The organism is Pedobacter sp. UBA5917 (genome assembly GCF_002432345.1).
GTDB lineage: Bacteria > Bacteroidota > Bacteroidia > Sphingobacteriales > Sphingobacteriaceae > Pedobacter.
In genome coordinates, this window is the sequence record NZ_DJDT01000176.1 from 1 (window position 1) to 16,545 (window position 16,545).

Below are 16,545 nucleotides of genomic sequence, written 5' to 3' on the forward strand. Positions count from 1 at the left end.
TTTCCGAGCCACATGTTCTGCCACGCTACCCATTAAAAAATGATATAAACCCGTCCGTCCGTAGGTGCCGATAACAATTAAATCTGATCCCCACTCATCTGATTGCTGGATAATACCATGTGCTGCGGTATCAACAATACTTAAATAGGTTGTTTTTATATCTTTTCCATACTTTGTTTCCATTTCTTTCAGCAAAATGTGGCTGTTTTCTTCGCTATTGTCGTAAGTTTCCAAAAATACAGGAGCCAGGGTTAAATCGGGATTTACATTTGCCGGAATAGGTTCGATAATGTTAACCAATGCTACTTCTGCCCCAAATTTTTCGGCCATGTCGTAACCGGCCTTAGCCGCTTTTTCTGAGCAGGTACTGTTATCAACGGCAATTAATATTTTTTTAAAATCCATGGCGGTATATTTAAAAGGTGAACATCATAAAAATAACAAATTTGCAGGCAAAATGTTAGGCAATGAATGTATTTTATTAGTTTTACAATAGTTTCACGAGCAGATTTAAATGGAAAATCAATACGGTATTTGTAGGGTTGCTGTAGCGCCTTTAAGAGCAGATGCATCAGATAAAGTAGAAATTGTTTCGCAACTTTTATTTGGCGATCATGTAGAAATAATCCAAAAGGAGGAGCGCTGGTGGCTGATCCAGAATGGCTACGATGGTTACGAAGGCTGGATGGATTTCAGACAGCTGGCACCAATCAGCCAGAATCAGTTTGCAGAAATGCACGATTGCAGATTACTTGCCCCCTTAAGTTTCAATAACGTGTTAACAGCAGCTGATGGCAGTGCCTATCATTTAAGTCCGGCGAGCAACCTTCCCTTTTTAAAGGATGGTTTTTGTTATGCAGGTGAAGAAAAGTTTAAACTAAATTTTGAAGCGCATAATAATACTGGGGTAAATTTCAATGATCAGGTTACCGATTTTGCTAAATTTTTCCAGAACATCCCATATTTATGGGGTGGAAGACATTTATTCGGCTTAGACTGTTCTGGTTTTACCCAAACCGTGTTTAAAATGCTGGGCATAAAACTAAACCGCGACGCCTCACAACAGGCCGAACAGGGCGAACTGGTAGGCTTTTTGGCCGAATGCAGGGCAGGCGATGTGGCCTTTTTCGACAACGATGAAGGCAGAATTACCCATGTGGGCATTATGTTGAGCCCTAATGAGATTATTCATGCCTCGGCCAAGGTAAAAATTGACCCAATTGACGATCAGGGCATTTTTAATAAGGAATTGGGTAAGTATTCGCACAAGCTTAGAATTATCAAACGTTTTGTGGAATAGATACTAAAGTTGCATCTTCATATAAACCCAATTATATGAAGCTACTTTTAACGTTCGCAGCCTTTTTATTTTTCTCTTTTCAGCTTTCTGCACAGCATCGGTTATCAAAAAGCAGGGAATCCGGATATTTCACCTATATCTATAAAATAACCGATAAAGAAACGGCGGCAATTGCAGCAAAAGGAGCCGATGGTTTTAATGAAAATTTTCTTCACAGCCTTATTGATAGTTTTTATACTGCTAAAAGTTATAAAAAACAACTTCCATTCGGTAACTACATTTACCTCAATACGTATAGGAACAAACTAAAGTATCGGCTAAAAACAGTTTCCAATGCCGAATTACATTTCGTAAATAATTTAAAAGAATTTCAGTTTTACCTAACCGATCAAAAAGGTAATTATATCAGTAACGCCAGGGTAGAAACAGGTAAAGGCAAGCGTATCAACTTTGATCAGGCAGCACAGCTTTATAAAGCCCCGTTCCCGAAGGAAGAAGATTTTATTAAGGTAGAATACGAGGGGATTTCGAATTACTTTACCTTCGAACTTGATAACGATCGGTACAATTATAGGGATAATTGGTCTTTTTTTAAGAAAGTGGCCTATACTCCACCCATAAAATATACCTGGCAGCCTTTAAAAAAACTCTTTTCAAAAAAGTATAAAACCTCTCGAAAGCCGTCAGATTATACCGGGTTTATGGTTTTTAGCAAGCCCAAATACAAACCTTTGGATACGGTGAAGTTTAAGGCTTATGTTTTAACCAGGGATGGCAAAAAGATATCGGATAAGGAGGTTACGGTTTCCATTGTGGTAGATGGGAAGAATAAAGTTTTAGGAAATATAAAACCTTACCACGATGGGGGCTATGCTTACAGCTTTGTACTGGCCGATAGTTTAAATCTGAAATTAGACCGCAATTATACCATAAACCTTACAGCAAAGCACAAAAAAGAGGATGAAAGTTTGATTACCCAGCGCTTTTATTATGAAGATTATGAATTAAAATCGCTGAGTTTTGCTGTGCGTACCGATAGGGATAAACATCAGATTGGGGCGCCGGTGTCGGTTTTTATGAAAGCTACCGACGAAAATGAACTGGCAGTGCCGGATGGCAGGGTCGAAATTACTGCCTTAACCAACCATGTAAAGCAGTTTGGAAATGCAAAGGTTTTTGTACCTGATACACTTTGGAAAAAAAGCCTGACCCTCGATCCCGTAGGTGAAACAAAACTGGTTCTGCCCGATAGCATATTCCCAAAAGCTGATTTTGATTTTTCAGTCCGTTTCGATTTTAGGAACAGCAATAACGAAAGCAGATCCTTTACCAAATTTTTATCCTATAGTTTCAAAAGAGATGAAAAACCATTGGCCGAAATTACCTCATCATTAAAAAAAGACAGCTTGTTTATCGATTACCGGCTTAATGATAAATCAGAAAAAAGGAATGCAACTGTCGTTTCTTACTCTATAAATGATGTGGTACTCGACTCTGTACAGGTTGAGCTGCCGAAACTGATAAAAATTGATTACCGTGCCGAAAATTATAAAGTTACAGCTGATGACGGTCTGAAAGAATATATTTTCCTCTCGGATTTTAGCCCTGAGCTGCGCATTGGGGCAGTACAGGGTAAAGATTCTCTGCATGTAGTGGTTAATAACGTAAATAAAGTGCCGTTTTGGTATACCATTTTTTCCGGAAATAAGGTTTTGTTAAAAGGATTTTCTAATGAATTAGATACGCTGATCAGGCATAAAGGGAGTAAAGCTGCACATATCAGGATCAATTATTACTGGGATGATAAAGAAGTTAACCAGGAAGTAAGCGCATTTTACAACCCCAATTTATTGAATGTTAAGCTCATTGCTCCAGATATGGTTTATCCGGGCCAAAAGGTAAACATGTTGATTAAAGTAACCGATGTTGCCGATAAACCTGTTGCCAATACCGATTTAACAGCCTATTCCTTTACTTCGAAGTTTAAAAACGAATACCTTTCATCACTGCCTGATTTTAGCAGAAAATTTTATGCACGCAAAAAGAAGGATATCAAATTTGAAGCAGATGAACTTTCGTTAGAGAGCCAGAAAGATATCGATTGGGTAAAATGGGGAAAACGGCTGGGTTTAGATACCATTGAGTACTATAAATTTACCCATCCCCAAAATATTTATACCATTCAGGAAGCTGTAAATGATACTACTGCCCAGATTGCACCTTTTGTAATTTCGAAAGGCGCGCTTGTTCCTGTTAATATTGTATTTATGGATGGGGTGCCGGTGTTTTTTAGCCAGGCGGATCAATTGTCGCGTTATTCGTTTGTTGCCAAACCCGGAAATCATTTTATTGGATTAAGAACGGCCAATAAAGACATTTCGATCTACAATGTTGAATTGGTGAAGGGTAAAAAAACAATTATTAGCATTAACGCCGATAGCGGTAATGAGGCAACATATGGTAAGATTACCGCAGATCTGAAAAATGCCCCTGATGAATTAACCTTTGAGGAAAGCCAGCGGATTAACCAGTACATGTTTAAGGTTCATGATAATTTCGATGGTGATAAAGCAATTGTTTCCGCCGGTGGAACAGATTTGCTGTTGAACCCACCGCCCAACGTATCAACAGGGAAGGACCTTCTTATCGGACCTGTAAAAGAAAATTACCTCATATTTAAAAAAGAGGGGCTCAATCAGGATTTTATCCGCGAAACAGGTTATACCTATACTTTTACGCCAGGACTGATCAAACAAAAATCATATAACGATAAGCTGGCCTTTAATCCAAAACTTTTGTTCGGAAACAATGGCGGAAATACCAATTATACCGAATACGCCCTCCGCAGTAATGAAATTGATAGTTTATGGGACGATTATTTAAACCTGAGGAGTTATACCACACAGCTTTTTACCAATCCAAATCAGGGTTTGTTCAATACGGGAAGATTGGATTATAAAATTGATACCGCTTTTACCAAAAAGCTGCCTTACATCAAAAATATAATCATTTACAAACCTGATGAACCCGATTTTGTACAGATTTATGCAGGCAATACCACTTATTTACCTTCATTTACGGCTGGTGTGTATAAAATGATGTTCCTTTTAAAAGATAACCGCTATTTTATTGCCCAACAGATCAATATTAAAGCCAAAGGAGTGAACCATTACGAGTGGGGTAATTTTAAAATTTCGCCTGCCGATAATTTTAGCATTGGGCTGGATCATTATATCAAAGGCATTAAACGTAACAACCAGTATTATCCAACCGAAACCGTCGATCGGGAAGTGATTGAAAATTTCAATAAGCAAAACTTTGAAACAGCATCGCTTAAAAATACAATGAGTGGAAGGGTAATTTCTGCCTCCGATAAGCAGGCCCTGCCAGGGGTATCTGTAAAAGTAGTGGGCTTAAGTTCGGGTGTTTCTACCGATAAGGATGGAAAATTTTGGATTAAAGTGCCTTCAAAGGGTAAAATATCCGTTTCGTATCTTGGTTTTGAAACTTTAACCAGAGAAGTGAAAAATGGTGATGTTGGCGATATAGGCTTAAAAGAAGATACCAAAGCACTTCAGGAAGTAGTGGTGGTAGGTTATGGCTCAGTGCAAAAGAAATCGTTAACTGGCAGTGTAATAACCATAACCCCCAATCAGTTGATGGGAAGAGCAGCAGGGCTTAATGTCACTAATAACGATATGATCAGGCTCCGTGGGGTCAGTTCTATTGCAAATGGAGAAAAACCTATGGTTATTGTTGATGGTGTTCCGTTTACCGGTGATATCAATTCGCTTTCTCCTGATGATATTACCAACATGGATGTATTAAAATCAGCAGATGCTACAGCTATATACGGTTCGCGCGCTGCAAACGGGGTAATCATTATTAAAACCAAAAATGGAAATGTTAGTACTAATGCTGCCGGAGAATTAATTGCACAGCAACAAACCATGCGTACCAATTTCTCTGACGAAGGCTTTTGGCAGCCGCAGTTAATCACGGATGAAACCGGAACGGCCAGGTTTTCTGTTAAATTCCCCGACGATATTACCAATTGGAAAACCCGTGTAATTGTCATAAACAGCAATAAACAAACCGGCTTTACCGAAACTTTTATCAAATCTTTTAAATCCCTCAGTGCAAATTTTGTTTCACCATTATTCGCTGTAAAGGGAGACAGCATCAATGTGATCGGAAAATTGATGAATTATACGCCTTTGGTAGAGCAGGTAACCCGGAAATTTGTTTACAATGGCCTGGAAATGAGGAATTCTGCCGTTAAAATTAAAAATTCCCATATCGATACCCTGGCTATTGCCGTTACCGGAAAAGACAGTCTGAATTTCGAGTATACCTTAAAACAGGATAACGGTTATTTTGATGGCGAGATAAGGAAAATCCCGGTATACGAAGCCGGAGTATTAGAAACCAAAGGCTATTTTTCGGCCATGCTGCGCGATACTTCCATTACCTACAATTTTGATAAAAACCTGGGTAAGGTTACCGTGAGGGCCGAATCTTCTATTTTTCCAACTTTGTTGGATGAGATGACCAAACTCCGTAATTACGAATACCTGTGTAATGAGCAACTGGCATCCAAACTGAAATCGCTTCTGCTCGAAAAAAAGGTGAGGAAATATCTGGATCAACCGTTTATCCACGAAAAGGATATTGCTTTCATTCTTAAAAAGCTGCAGCAAACACGGAAACCACAAGGTACCTGGGGATGGTGGGAAAGTGGCGATGAGCAGATCTGGATCAGTTTACACGTAGTAGAAGCTTTGCTGCAGGCCGAAAAGCAGGGTTATAAAGTTGAACTTAAAAAACAGGTGCTGTATAATTACCTGGTTGATAAATTGGCAAATGAGTCTGGTTACGATCAGTTGCAGGTGATAAAGCTATTGCATTTGCTCGATGATAAATATTTTATCAAAGATTGGGTTGTGGCGTTTGAGAAAAAGAAAACTACTTTAAAACCTGATCTTTACGATAGGCTCGCATTAATGGAACTAAAACAGATGGCCGGTATTAAGGTTAATATAGATTCGCTGCTTAGCCTTAAAAAGGAAACCATGTTCGGTAATATATATTGGGGAAATGGGGGCATCCGTTTTTGGGACAATAGCATTCAGAATACATTATTGGCTTATAAACTGCTAAAAAATGCTGGCGGGCATGAACACGAACTCGAAAAAATTGCCCTGTACTTTTTAGAACAACGAAAAGACGGACAATGGCGAAATACTTTCGAATCATCGTTGATTTTAGAAACTATCCTGCCCGAAATGCTGGGAGCCGATCAAAAGGCAGAACCTGCTTCTATCAGTTTAAATGAAGCTAACGTTACAAAATTTCCATACAGCGAGGTGTTAAATGATGTTCAATCCATTAAACTCACTAAAAAAGGGAAAATGCCGGTTTATTTCACTGCTTTTCAACAGTTTCAGAACCCAAAACCTGAAAAAGTAAGCAAAGATTTTACAGTAAACAGTAGTTTTATCCAAAATGGATCGGCCGTTAAAAAATTAAAAGGCGGAAAACTGACAACATTAAAAGTAGAGGTTGATGTACGCGCAGATGCAGATTATGTAATGATCGAAATTCCGATCCCTGCCGGATGCAGCTATGAAAACAAACCACAAAGTTTCTGGGGAGCCGAAACGCATCGGGAATATTTTAAAAACAAAACATCTATTTTTTGTACTAAATTAAAACAGGGAAAATATACTTTTAATATAGATTTGATGCCGCGTTACTCTGGCAGTTATGTATTAAACCCTGCAAAGGCCGAAATGATGTACTTTCCGGTTTTTTATGGTCGAGAAGGCATGAAAAAGGTAGCAGTAAACTAAAATAATATGGCTCAGTTTAAAATAACCATTCCCGAACCCTGCCACGAGCAATGGAACGAGATGATAGATATTGAAAAGGGTAAGTTTTGCGGTTCCTGCCAAAAATCGGTTATTGATTTTGTCCAATTTTCGGATGCCGATATGATCCGTTGGTTTGAAAATAACCAGGCCGAAAGCTGTGGAAGATTTAATCCTGAACAGCTTGATCGTTATATCGGCAGTGAAAAACGCTCATATTTTAGGTTTTTTAAGCCTAGTTTAATTGCTGCGTCTTTATTTGCCTTCTTAAGCATCCCTAAACATGTTTTTGCTTAGGGAGCACCGCGGGTTGAAACGCACCAGTCTTCATATAAGCAGGCGGTTGATCATAAAAATACTGCTTACACATTTATAAAGGGAAAGGTTTTCAATCAGGACGGAAATGGATTGAACAACATTGAAATTGAGCTGAAACAGCAAAATATAAAAGTAAAATCAGCAGCAGACGGCTCTTTCTATATCAAAATTGGTAAACCAAAAAATAAAACCATTAACGAACTAATTTTTACTTCGGCAGCTTTTGAAACAAAAAATTGTTACTTTATTGTAGGGGAAGAAAAAGAAATCTCCATCGTTTTGCAGCCCTGGCGGCAAACGAATACTGTTGGACAGCCTACTTCTTCAGACATCGCAACTTCGTTATCAGGAACACTTGGAGGTATTTCGATAAAGACTACTTTTACCAGAAAAATTGCAAACGGTTTTATGAGGATTTTTAAATAACCTATAAAGAGGAAGGTGATGAGCAAAAGTTTTAAATTAAATATACCTAGCCCCTGCCACGAGCAATGGAACAAAATGATCGACAACGAAAGCGGAAAGTTTTGCGGTTCCTGCCAGCAATCGGTTATTGATTTTACAGGTTTCTCTGATCACGAATTACAGGATTGGTTTATCAAAAACCAGGGTAAAAGCTGCGGTAGATTTAAACCGGAACAGCTTGACCGTTTGATTCATGGAAAATCGAATTATACGATTAGTAAATTTAAACCCAGCCTGATTGCTGCATCCTTATTGGCTTTTTTAAGCTTACCGAAGTTAAGTAAAGGGGAAACAATAAAGCCATCAATGATTCAAACTGCGAGAACGATAATCAATTTCGATGAAAAACTCGGCGATGAGAAATTATCAGACTCTTTGCGGGTGATAAAAGGTAAAATTACCGAAAAAGATAAAACCGCAATTCCAGGGGTATCTGTACGCCTTTCAGGTGAAAAATATGGTGTTACCACCAATACTGCCGGTGAATTTTCGCTCAGTTATACTGTTCAAAACGAAAACAGAGTTAAAGAATTGGATATAAGTTTCTTGGGTTACGAAAATAAAGCTGTTAAATTTAAACCAGATGATACCTATCTTCAGATTGTTTTAAATGAAGGTTGTACCTTATTAACTGGAGATGTTGTTGTAACGAGGGCGTCGCCATGGAAAAGGATTCTTTATAAAGTAAAAAATCAATTACGGGATATTAACCCATTTTACACGAAGAGAAATTAGCTTTCGGATATTCTAAATGACCTTTTCATAGCCTGTTTTCATTCGGTTTTAATTGTATTTGTGTAGATAATTAAAGCGAAAATGGAGCCGAAAATTAGAAAAATGGCAATGGTTGTTAATAAGTATAATATGTACGAACATGACCAGGCATCTGAGGACTTAAACTACTGGTTTACTAAATCTCCGTTGGAAAGATTATCAGCCGTCACATTTTTAGTCAAACAATATTTAAAACCTGGCCAGAGAATGGATAAAACAAAGTTTAAAAAATCAATCATTCAAAAATGATTCTTTCGGAGGATTTTGAAGATGCTAAATCTATATCAACCTGAGCCCTATTAATATTTATGGGCCCTGATTAGTTTAGCCTACTTTTCTTAAGACGATCGTCATGCTGAATTTATTTCAGCATCTTTCATGTTAGATAGACCCTGAAATGAATTCAGGGTGACGACTACACTTATTAGAATCAATAAAAAGAAATCTTAAACTATTCCATTTCCCAAACCATCACCTGCCTGTCGTCTCCTGTAGAAATCAGGTACTTTCCATCATTGCTCCAGATAATTTTATTGATAGAATGGGTATGCCCAATCCCGGCTTTCTCCAAACTTAATATTTTATAGAGTTTAAAGTTTTCTGCATCCCAAAACTTAATACTTTTATCCTGGCTGCTTGTAGCAAAATAGGGTAGGCTAGGATGAAATGCAATATCGTACACGGTAAACATGTGTGCCGGCATGGTTTCACGTAATTCATAATTCGGCAGATCCCATATTTTTAATTGGGCATCGCGACTTCCCGAAATCAGGTATTTACCCGTAGGATGGTAAGCCAAAGAGGTTACTGGTAACGAATGCCCTTCGAGGATTTGTTTTAAGCTATAATCGGCCAGGTTATAAATCCTGATCAGATGATCTTTACATCCGAAAGCTACTTCATTTTCGTTTGGTGAAATAGCAATGGCCCTAACCGTATCGTAAGCCACCTGAAAACGATAAACTTCCTCAAAATCATTTAGCGACCAAACGGCTACAGTGCCATCTTCACCGGTGGTCAAAAGCTCATTTTTACCATTTACGGTTTGTATATTAAAGATCGGTTTGGTATGCGCGCTGATCCTCGCAATTACTTTCTGTGCGGTAAAGTCGTAAACACTGAAAGCGCCGCTACGTTCGCCAACAAATAACTGATTGTTGTAATAGTGAAGGCAATAAACTGAACTTTGTACCGGCATTTTAACCTTTACAAAAGCCATGCTGTGCAACGACCATTCTACAACTCCTTTATCATTTCCTGCACTAAAAAACACGCCATCTTCATCAGCATTGGCTAAAGCATATACAGGATTTTGATGTCCGGGGAAGGTATGAAGGTGTTTGAGCATTTCTTGAGGTTTAGGGTTTAAGGTTTAAGGTATAGGGTTCGGCATTTCGCACCTTAAACCCTAAACCTTTTACCTCAAACCTTATTTATATCTTTTCTCTAATTTGATAACGGTTTAATTTGCAAAAATCTTAGGAAAACTTATTTCTTCTCCAAATTCATCGATTTTTATTTCATTTAAACGATTGAAAATTCTTTCTGCGTCTAAAATAGAAATTTCTATAGTATTGCTAAATATTTCAACAGGTAACTTTTCTTCAGTATAATCTTGAAAAAGCAATGTTATCATTTCATTTTCTTTGCTGGGTAGCTGCTTTATCGAATGATATTTAAATGTCTTAAATTTAGTTTTCCAAAAACCGTAATTATGTTGATAGGATATATGGGTTGTACTGATGACATAAAATTCCTCACCAAAAGTATTCCACAATAAGTACTTACCTAAAGTAAAGAAATAGCCAATGGGTAATAAAAACGGAAAGATATTTGGCTTTTCATCTTGTAAACTAATGGCAAACCAAAATGACCCGACAATAGCACTAACGTTGAAAAAGAACAAAAATATCTTCAAATATCGATTTGTAGGGATTTTCGTCCTTACGTATATGTTTAAATCATCGAAATTTATATCTGTTTTCAATTCTTTTTTTGATTAGAATTTAGGCTTAGGGTTCTGCATTTCGCACCTTAAACCCTAAACCTTTTACCTTCCACCTTATTTGTGTCTTTTCTCTAAATTTTTGGCAATATCCTGGATAGATAATCCTTTTTCTTTCAGTAAAAACAATAGGTGGAAAACAAGGTCGGATGCTTCTCCAATAAATTCTTCCTGTGTTTCGGCAAGTGCTGCAATTACGGTTTCTACACCTTCTTCGCCAACTTTTTGCGCAATTTTATTTAAACCTTTACTGCGCATTTTGTTGATGTACGATCCCTCAACTGGGTTTTCGTACCTATCGGTAATGATGTTTTCGAGTTCGAAAATAAAATTCTGGTTAAAATCTGTTTTAAAACAGCTGCGGCTTCCCGTATGGCAGGTTGGCCCAACGGCATCGGCCTTGATCAGGATGGTATCGTTATCACAATCCACAAAAAGTTCCTTCACATAAAGGAAGTTGCTGCTGGTTTCACCCTTCGTCCAAAGGCGGTTTTTAGAGCGCGAAAAGAAGGTTACCTTACCTTCGGCCTGGGTTTTTTCCAAAGCCTCGGCATTCATATAACCCAGCATCAAAACCTCTAAAGTTTTATAATCCTGAATAATCACTGGAATTAATCCATCTGTTTTTTCCCAATCAAGGGAATTAGTATCGATTGTCATTTTATTTCTTTATTTCGGAAAAGCAGACCCGTAACTATGGACTGCCGCCTCCAGACTTATTTATATTCTTACCGGAATATGATTTTTTTTCAATTCCTGTTTTAAATCGGGGATTAAAATTTCGCCATAATGAAATACCGAAGCGGCAAGCGCGGCATCAACATTTGCTTTTTGAAAAACTTCGGTAAAATGCTCCATGTTTCCTGCTCCACCCGATGCAATAATAGGAATATTGATCATTTGGTTTATTTTTCCCAACAATCCACAATCAAAACCCGCTTTGGTACCATCATGGTCCATAGAGGTTAACAAAATCTCTCCTGCACCTAATTCTTCTGCCTGTTTAATCCAGTTTTCGGTTTCCAGTTCGGTAATTAACCTTCCTCCATTTAAATGGACCATATTTTTGCCGTTTACATGTTTGGTGTCGACCGCTAAAACCACAAATTGTACCCCGAAAGTTTTAGCAAGCTCTTCAATCAGTTTGGGGTTACGAACAGCTGCAGAATTGATACTGATTTTATCGGCACCTGCATTTAAAAGAGCATCAGCATCTGCAATCTCCGTTATTCCACCACCAATGGTAAAAGGAATGTTTAGTTGCCGGGCAACCGATTTAACCATTTCGATCATCGTTTTCCGACGCTCGTGTGTGGCCGTAATATCCAGAAAAACCAGTTCGTCGGCACCTTGTTGTGCATATTGTGCAGCCAGCTCTACCGGATCGCCTGCATCGCGTAAATCAACAAAGTTTACGCCTTTTACCGTACGGCCGTCTTTGACGTCTAAACAGGGGATTATTCTTTTTGAAAGCATACGTTTGTTGGGGTTTCGTTATTGCGGGGCACGAAGCAATTTTAATGCTTTGGCTTTGTAAGATTCGTCACCCTGATCCGATAGCTATCGGATTTATTTCAGGGGCTTTATAGCATGAAAGATGCTGAAACAAATTCAGCATGACGATACTACATCGTAATAACGGGTATTATTTTATCTCTTTATTAATCCAATTATTGTTAGAATAAGACCTATAATGGAAGTTGGTAGCCAAAAAACCATTGAGTATTCGCCCGTTGTTCTCATAAGTTCTATATAATCTCCTCTGTAAGTAAACACATGAACTGCCCAAACAAACATTGCAATTCCTGCTATGAGCAAAAATAACCCGATGATAAATAATGATTTAGATCCCAAGTATTCTAGATTGAACTCAAAGCCTTCAAATTCCACTCTTTAATTTCTTCGATGGTAATGCGGTCTTCGTAAATTGCTTTTCCTACTACCACACTTCTGATCGGGTATTTTGCCAATTCGTAGATATCGTTCATAGCGCTTACACCGCCAGAAGCAATCAATTTGATCATCGGAGAGTGTTCTAGTAATTTTTTGTATAATTCTACTGCTGCACCGCCTAATTTTCCATCTTTGCTGATATCGGTGCATAAGAAACGGAAAAAACCTAAAGAAAGGCATTTATCAACATAATCCATCAGTTTAATGGGCGAACTTTCCATCCAACCCGAATATTTGATCACTTCGTCCAAAACGTCGATTGCGATAACAATGCGGTTGGCATAATCATGTTTTTTAGCAAAAGCTTCGCTCAGTTGAGGTAAAAAATCAGGGTTGGTAATGGCCTGTGTACCTACAATTACACGGTGTATACCGGCATCAAGCAGATTGGTAACCTGCTCGATGGTTCTGATGCCACCACCATACTGAACTTTCATTTCGGTTTTTTTGATGATCTCGAAAAGGGATTTTTGATTGCTGAAATCGCCTTTTGCACCGTTTAAATCAATAATATGGATAAAATCCGTACCATTTGAACGGTATTTTTCTATCATTTCGGCAATAGAAACGTCGTACTCTGTTTTTTGGTTGTAATCGCCTTCTCGCAGACGGACAACTTTTCCATCCAAAATATCAATAGCAGGTATTATGTACATTTTATAAGCTTAAGTTTGAAAAATTTTTTAATATTAATTCGCCGTCTTTACCCGATTTCTCGGGGTGGAACTGAACGCCGTAAAAATTGTCTTTTTGCACAGCTGCCGAAAACTTTAAACCATAATCAGCAGATGCAATGTCAAAAGTAGGGTTATATTCAATAAAGTACGAATGCACAAAGTAAAATTGTGTATTATCTTCAACACCTTCAAATAGCGGATTGTTTTTCGGACTAACCGCATTCCAGCCCATGTGTGGTATTTTGATATTCAGTGAATTATCGAATTTTTTGGTTTTTACCGGAACAATATCCAAAAGTGTAGCATCACCCTCTTCTGAGTGTTCGGTAATAAGCTGCATGCCCACACAGATACCCAGCACAGGTTTAGTGAGTTTTTTTATGGCCCCAACCAGTCCGGTTCCTTTTAGTTTTTCCATCGCAGCACCTGCATGGCCTACCCCCGGAATAATGATGTGGCTATATTTTTCGAGGTCGTTTTCTGTATTTACCATGCCGTAGGTCACATTTAAGCGATCCAGTGCTGCGGTAAGGGAGAAAATGTTGCCTGCTCCGTAGTTTACTATTCCAACCATGTTTAGTATCAAGTATCAAGTATTAAGTATCAAGACAAGATGTCTATCAAATCTGAGTTGTTAAAAAGTACGTTTAATCTTTCTAATTTGAAAATGAATATCAGTTTTTCATGGGTTATGCGGCCCCGCTATTCGTTACTCCCGATGAAAAATCGGGATCCACTGCTATCGGGTTTATTTAACAGCGGATGGGCTTCGAAACCCTCCGCCTTAAACCCTTCAGCCTTCCACCTTTCCTACAATAAACCCTTGGTACTCGGCAATACCATTTTTTCGGCATCGCGTTTAATCGCCATTTTAATGGCTTTGGCAAATGCTTTAAAAATAGCTTCAATTTTATGGTGCTCGTTATCGCCCTCGGCTTTAATGTTCAGGTTGCATTTTGCGGCATCGCTAAACGATTTAAAGAAATGATAAAACATCTCGGTAGGCATATCGCCAACCTTTTCACGTTTAAATTCCGCGTCCCAAACAATCCAGTTTCTTCCGCCAAAATCAATGGCTACCTGTGCCAGGCAATCGTCCATTGGCAGACAAAAACCATATCTTTCGATGCCCAGTTTATTGCCCAAGCCTTTGGTAAAGGCTTCACCTAAAGCGATACCAGTATCCTCTATAGTATGGTGCTCGTCGATATGTAAGTCGCCTTTTGCAATTACTTCTAAATCTACACTTCCATGTCTGGCAATCTGATCAAGCATGTGATCGAAAAAGTTTAATCCGGTTTCGATTTTAGCTTTTCCGGTTCCGTCCAGGTCTAAATTAATGGTAATGTCGGTTTCGTTGGTTTTGCGTTCGTGGTGGATTTTTCTGCTTCCCGCTTTTAACAGGTTGTAGATATCTTCCCATTTCTTGGTTTCTAAAATGATAACGTTTAAAAGCGTTTCATGTTTATCCAATGCTTCTGTCGAACCCAGTGCGTCATTCTGGCGTAGAAAAATTGCTTTTGCACCTAAGTTTTTCGCCAGTACCACATCATTTAATCTGTCGCCGATCACGAAAGAATTTTTCAGGTCGTAATCTCCGCTGAAATATTTTGTTAATAAAGCGGTGCCCGGTTTACGGGTAGGGGCGTTGTCTTTTGCAAAAGTTCTGTCGATTACAATTTCGCTAAAGTTTACTCCTTCGCCGGCAAAAGTATCAAGCATAAAATTATGGATCGGCCAGAAATTTTCTTCAGGATTTGAAAGTGTTCCCAAGCCATCCTGGTTGGTTACCATCACCAGTTCGTAATCCAGTTCGGCAGCAATTTTCGATAAATAATATAAAGAACGTGGATAAAATTTCAGCTTTGCAAAACTATCTACCTGCTCATCGTCGGGTTCGATATTTAAAGTTCCATCGCGATCGATAAATAATACTTTCTTCATTTTAAAATTTTTCTAAAACAGTTAATAGTTTGTCGTTTTCTTCTTTTGTACCAACGGTAACCCTTAAACAACCTTCGCATAAAGTTACTTTCGAACGGTCGCGTACAATGATGCCCTGATCTACCAAAGTATCGTAAATTTTTAATGCATCGGTAACTTCAACAAGGATAAAATTTGCGTCGGATGGATAAACTTTTGTTACCACATTCAATTCGTTTAAAGCGATAGATAAACGCTGTCTTTCTGCAACTGATGCTTTGATCCAATCGTTAACCTGAGCGATGTTTTTCAGGGCTTCAAAAGCTAAATCCTGTGTGGCCTGATTGATGTTATATGGAGGTTTGATTTTGTTTAAAACATCAATCACTTTTGTTGAAGAAAAAGCCATTCCCAAACGCAGAGCTGCGAGGCCCCAGGCTTTGGAAAAAGTTTGCAGAACAACAAGGTTTCCATACTCGGTTAACTCCTGGATAAAGGTCTTTTGTCGGGCGTAATTTATATACGCTTCGTCTACTACAACGATACCGTTAAAGTTGGCCAAAATAGTTTCAATATCTTCGCGGTTTATCGAATTTCCGGTCGGATTATTTGGCGAGCAGATGAAGATTAATTTGGTGTTTTTATCAATCGTTTCTGCGATCTTTTCCATATCCAGTTGGAAGTTTGGAAGCAGGCTTACTTTACGTATTTCTACGTCGTTTATGTTGGCCGAAACTTCGTACATTCCATACGTTGGGGGAAGTACAATTACGTTGTCTTTTCCGGGATTACAAAAAGCACGGAACAACAGATCGATGGCTTCGTCGCTACCATTTCCCAAAAAAGTATTCTCGATCGGCACACCTTTTATTTTGCTAATCGCATCTTTTAAATCAAGCTGTAAAGGATCAGGATAGCGGTTATAATTTGCCGGTAATGGCGAACCATAACTGTTCTCGTTTGCGTCTAAAAATACAGATGCCTGACCTTTAAATTCGTCCCTCGCGGTAGAGTAGGGGCGAAGGTTTTTTATATTTTCTCTTACTAAATCGTTAATGTCCATTGTTTGAGGTAAAAGGTAAAAGGTAAAAGGTAAAAGGGATTGGCGAGTTGCCTAAAGCTTTCTACATTGTAACTTCTACTGATTTTATTTAATTTTTTCTTTGCTTCGGTTGCCTTCGGGTTGATTACACAGATTATGTGATTACGCCGATTGCTCTTTTTTCCTTCGGTTTTTGTGCTTTATTATCTTCGGTCTTC

At 38.4% G+C, this 16,545-nt stretch carries 14 protein-coding genes; 5 read left to right on the top strand and 9 right to left on the bottom strand.

The window, feature by feature from the left end; translation table 11 throughout:
- Positions 1 to 405 (bottom strand): universal stress protein (locus tag B2V92_RS11220; RefSeq protein WP_293307892.1); only part of this gene is annotated, 405 nt, incomplete at its 3' end.
- A gap of 109 nt (positions 406 to 514) precedes the next feature.
- Between B2V92_RS11220 and B2V92_RS11225 the strand changes: the two genes are divergently transcribed.
- The 5 genes from B2V92_RS11225 to B2V92_RS11245 all read left to right on the top strand — a co-directional run bounded on the left by B2V92_RS11225 (position 515) and on the right by B2V92_RS11245 (position 8,688).
- Entirely contained in the window at positions 515 to 1,300 is a 786-nt protein-coding gene (locus tag B2V92_RS11225) for a C40 family peptidase (protein WP_293307894.1), read from the top strand.
- A gap of 35 nt (positions 1,301 to 1,335) precedes the next feature.
- Positions 1,336 to 7,152 carry a carboxypeptidase-like regulatory domain-containing protein gene (locus B2V92_RS11230; protein ID WP_293307896.1) on the top strand — a complete coding sequence of 1,939 codons (5,817 nt, stop codon included), beginning with the start codon at positions 1,336 to 1,338 and terminating at the stop codon, positions 7,150 to 7,152.
- A gap of 6 nt (positions 7,153 to 7,158) precedes the next feature.
- A complete protein-coding gene (locus tag B2V92_RS11235) occupies positions 7,159 to 7,467 on the top strand; it encodes a hypothetical protein (RefSeq protein WP_293307898.1) in 309 nt (102 codons plus the stop codon).
- A gap of 111 nt (positions 7,468 to 7,578) precedes the next feature.
- Positions 7,579 to 7,914 carry a hypothetical protein gene (locus B2V92_RS11240; RefSeq protein ID WP_293307900.1) on the top strand — a complete coding sequence of 112 codons (336 nt, stop codon included), beginning with the start codon at positions 7,579 to 7,581 and terminating at the stop codon, positions 7,912 to 7,914.
- A gap of 18 nt (positions 7,915 to 7,932) precedes the next feature.
- Positions 7,933 to 8,688, top strand: a complete 756-nt coding sequence (locus B2V92_RS11245; protein WP_293307902.1) for a carboxypeptidase-like regulatory domain-containing protein — start codon at positions 7,933 to 7,935, stop codon at positions 8,686 to 8,688.
- A gap of 490 nt (positions 8,689 to 9,178) precedes the next feature.
- Here the strand turns inward: B2V92_RS11245 and B2V92_RS11250 are convergent, their stop codons facing one another.
- From B2V92_RS11250 to hisC, 8 genes are all read right to left on the bottom strand, one after another.
- A complete protein-coding gene (locus tag B2V92_RS11250) occupies positions 9,179 to 10,075 on the bottom strand; it encodes a WD40 repeat domain-containing protein (RefSeq protein WP_293307904.1) in 897 nt (298 codons plus the stop codon).
- 114 nt (positions 10,076 to 10,189) lie between these two features.
- Positions 10,190 to 10,714: a hypothetical protein gene (locus B2V92_RS11255; protein WP_293307906.1), complete on the bottom strand. Its 525-nt coding sequence runs from the start codon at positions 10,712 to 10,714 to the stop codon at positions 10,190 to 10,192.
- A 75-nt stretch (positions 10,715 to 10,789) separates the two neighbouring features.
- Entirely contained in the window at positions 10,790 to 11,392 is a 603-nt protein-coding gene (gene hisIE / locus B2V92_RS11260; protein ID WP_293307908.1) for a bifunctional phosphoribosyl-AMP cyclohydrolase/phosphoribosyl-ATP diphosphatase HisIE, read from the bottom strand.
- Between the two features lie 60 nt (positions 11,393 to 11,452).
- A complete protein-coding gene (hisF, locus tag B2V92_RS11265) occupies positions 11,453 to 12,208 on the bottom strand; it encodes an imidazole glycerol phosphate synthase subunit HisF (RefSeq protein ID WP_293307910.1) in 756 nt (251 codons plus the stop codon).
- A gap of 383 nt (positions 12,209 to 12,591) precedes the next feature.
- The gene (gene hisA / locus B2V92_RS11270; protein WP_293307912.1) at positions 12,592 to 13,341 is read right to left on the bottom strand and encodes a 1-(5-phosphoribosyl)-5-[(5-phosphoribosylamino)methylideneamino]imidazole-4-carboxamide isomerase; all 750 of its coding nucleotides are present in this window, start codon (positions 13,339 to 13,341) and stop codon (positions 12,592 to 12,594) included.
- Between the two features lies 1 nt (position 13,342).
- Positions 13,343 to 13,936, bottom strand: coding sequence for an imidazole glycerol phosphate synthase subunit HisH (gene hisH / locus B2V92_RS11275; RefSeq protein WP_293307914.1), 594 nt, complete (start codon positions 13,934 to 13,936; stop codon positions 13,343 to 13,345).
- A 236-nt stretch (positions 13,937 to 14,172) separates the two neighbouring features.
- The gene (gene hisB / locus B2V92_RS11280; protein WP_293307916.1) at positions 14,173 to 15,306 is read right to left on the bottom strand and encodes a bifunctional histidinol-phosphatase/imidazoleglycerol-phosphate dehydratase HisB; all 1,134 of its coding nucleotides are present in this window, start codon (positions 15,304 to 15,306) and stop codon (positions 14,173 to 14,175) included.
- A gap of 1 nt (position 15,307) precedes the next feature.
- Entirely contained in the window at positions 15,308 to 16,348 is a 1,041-nt protein-coding gene (hisC, locus tag B2V92_RS11285; protein ID WP_293307918.1) for a histidinol-phosphate transaminase, read from the bottom strand.
- Between the last annotated feature and the right edge of the window lie 197 nt (positions 16,349 to 16,545).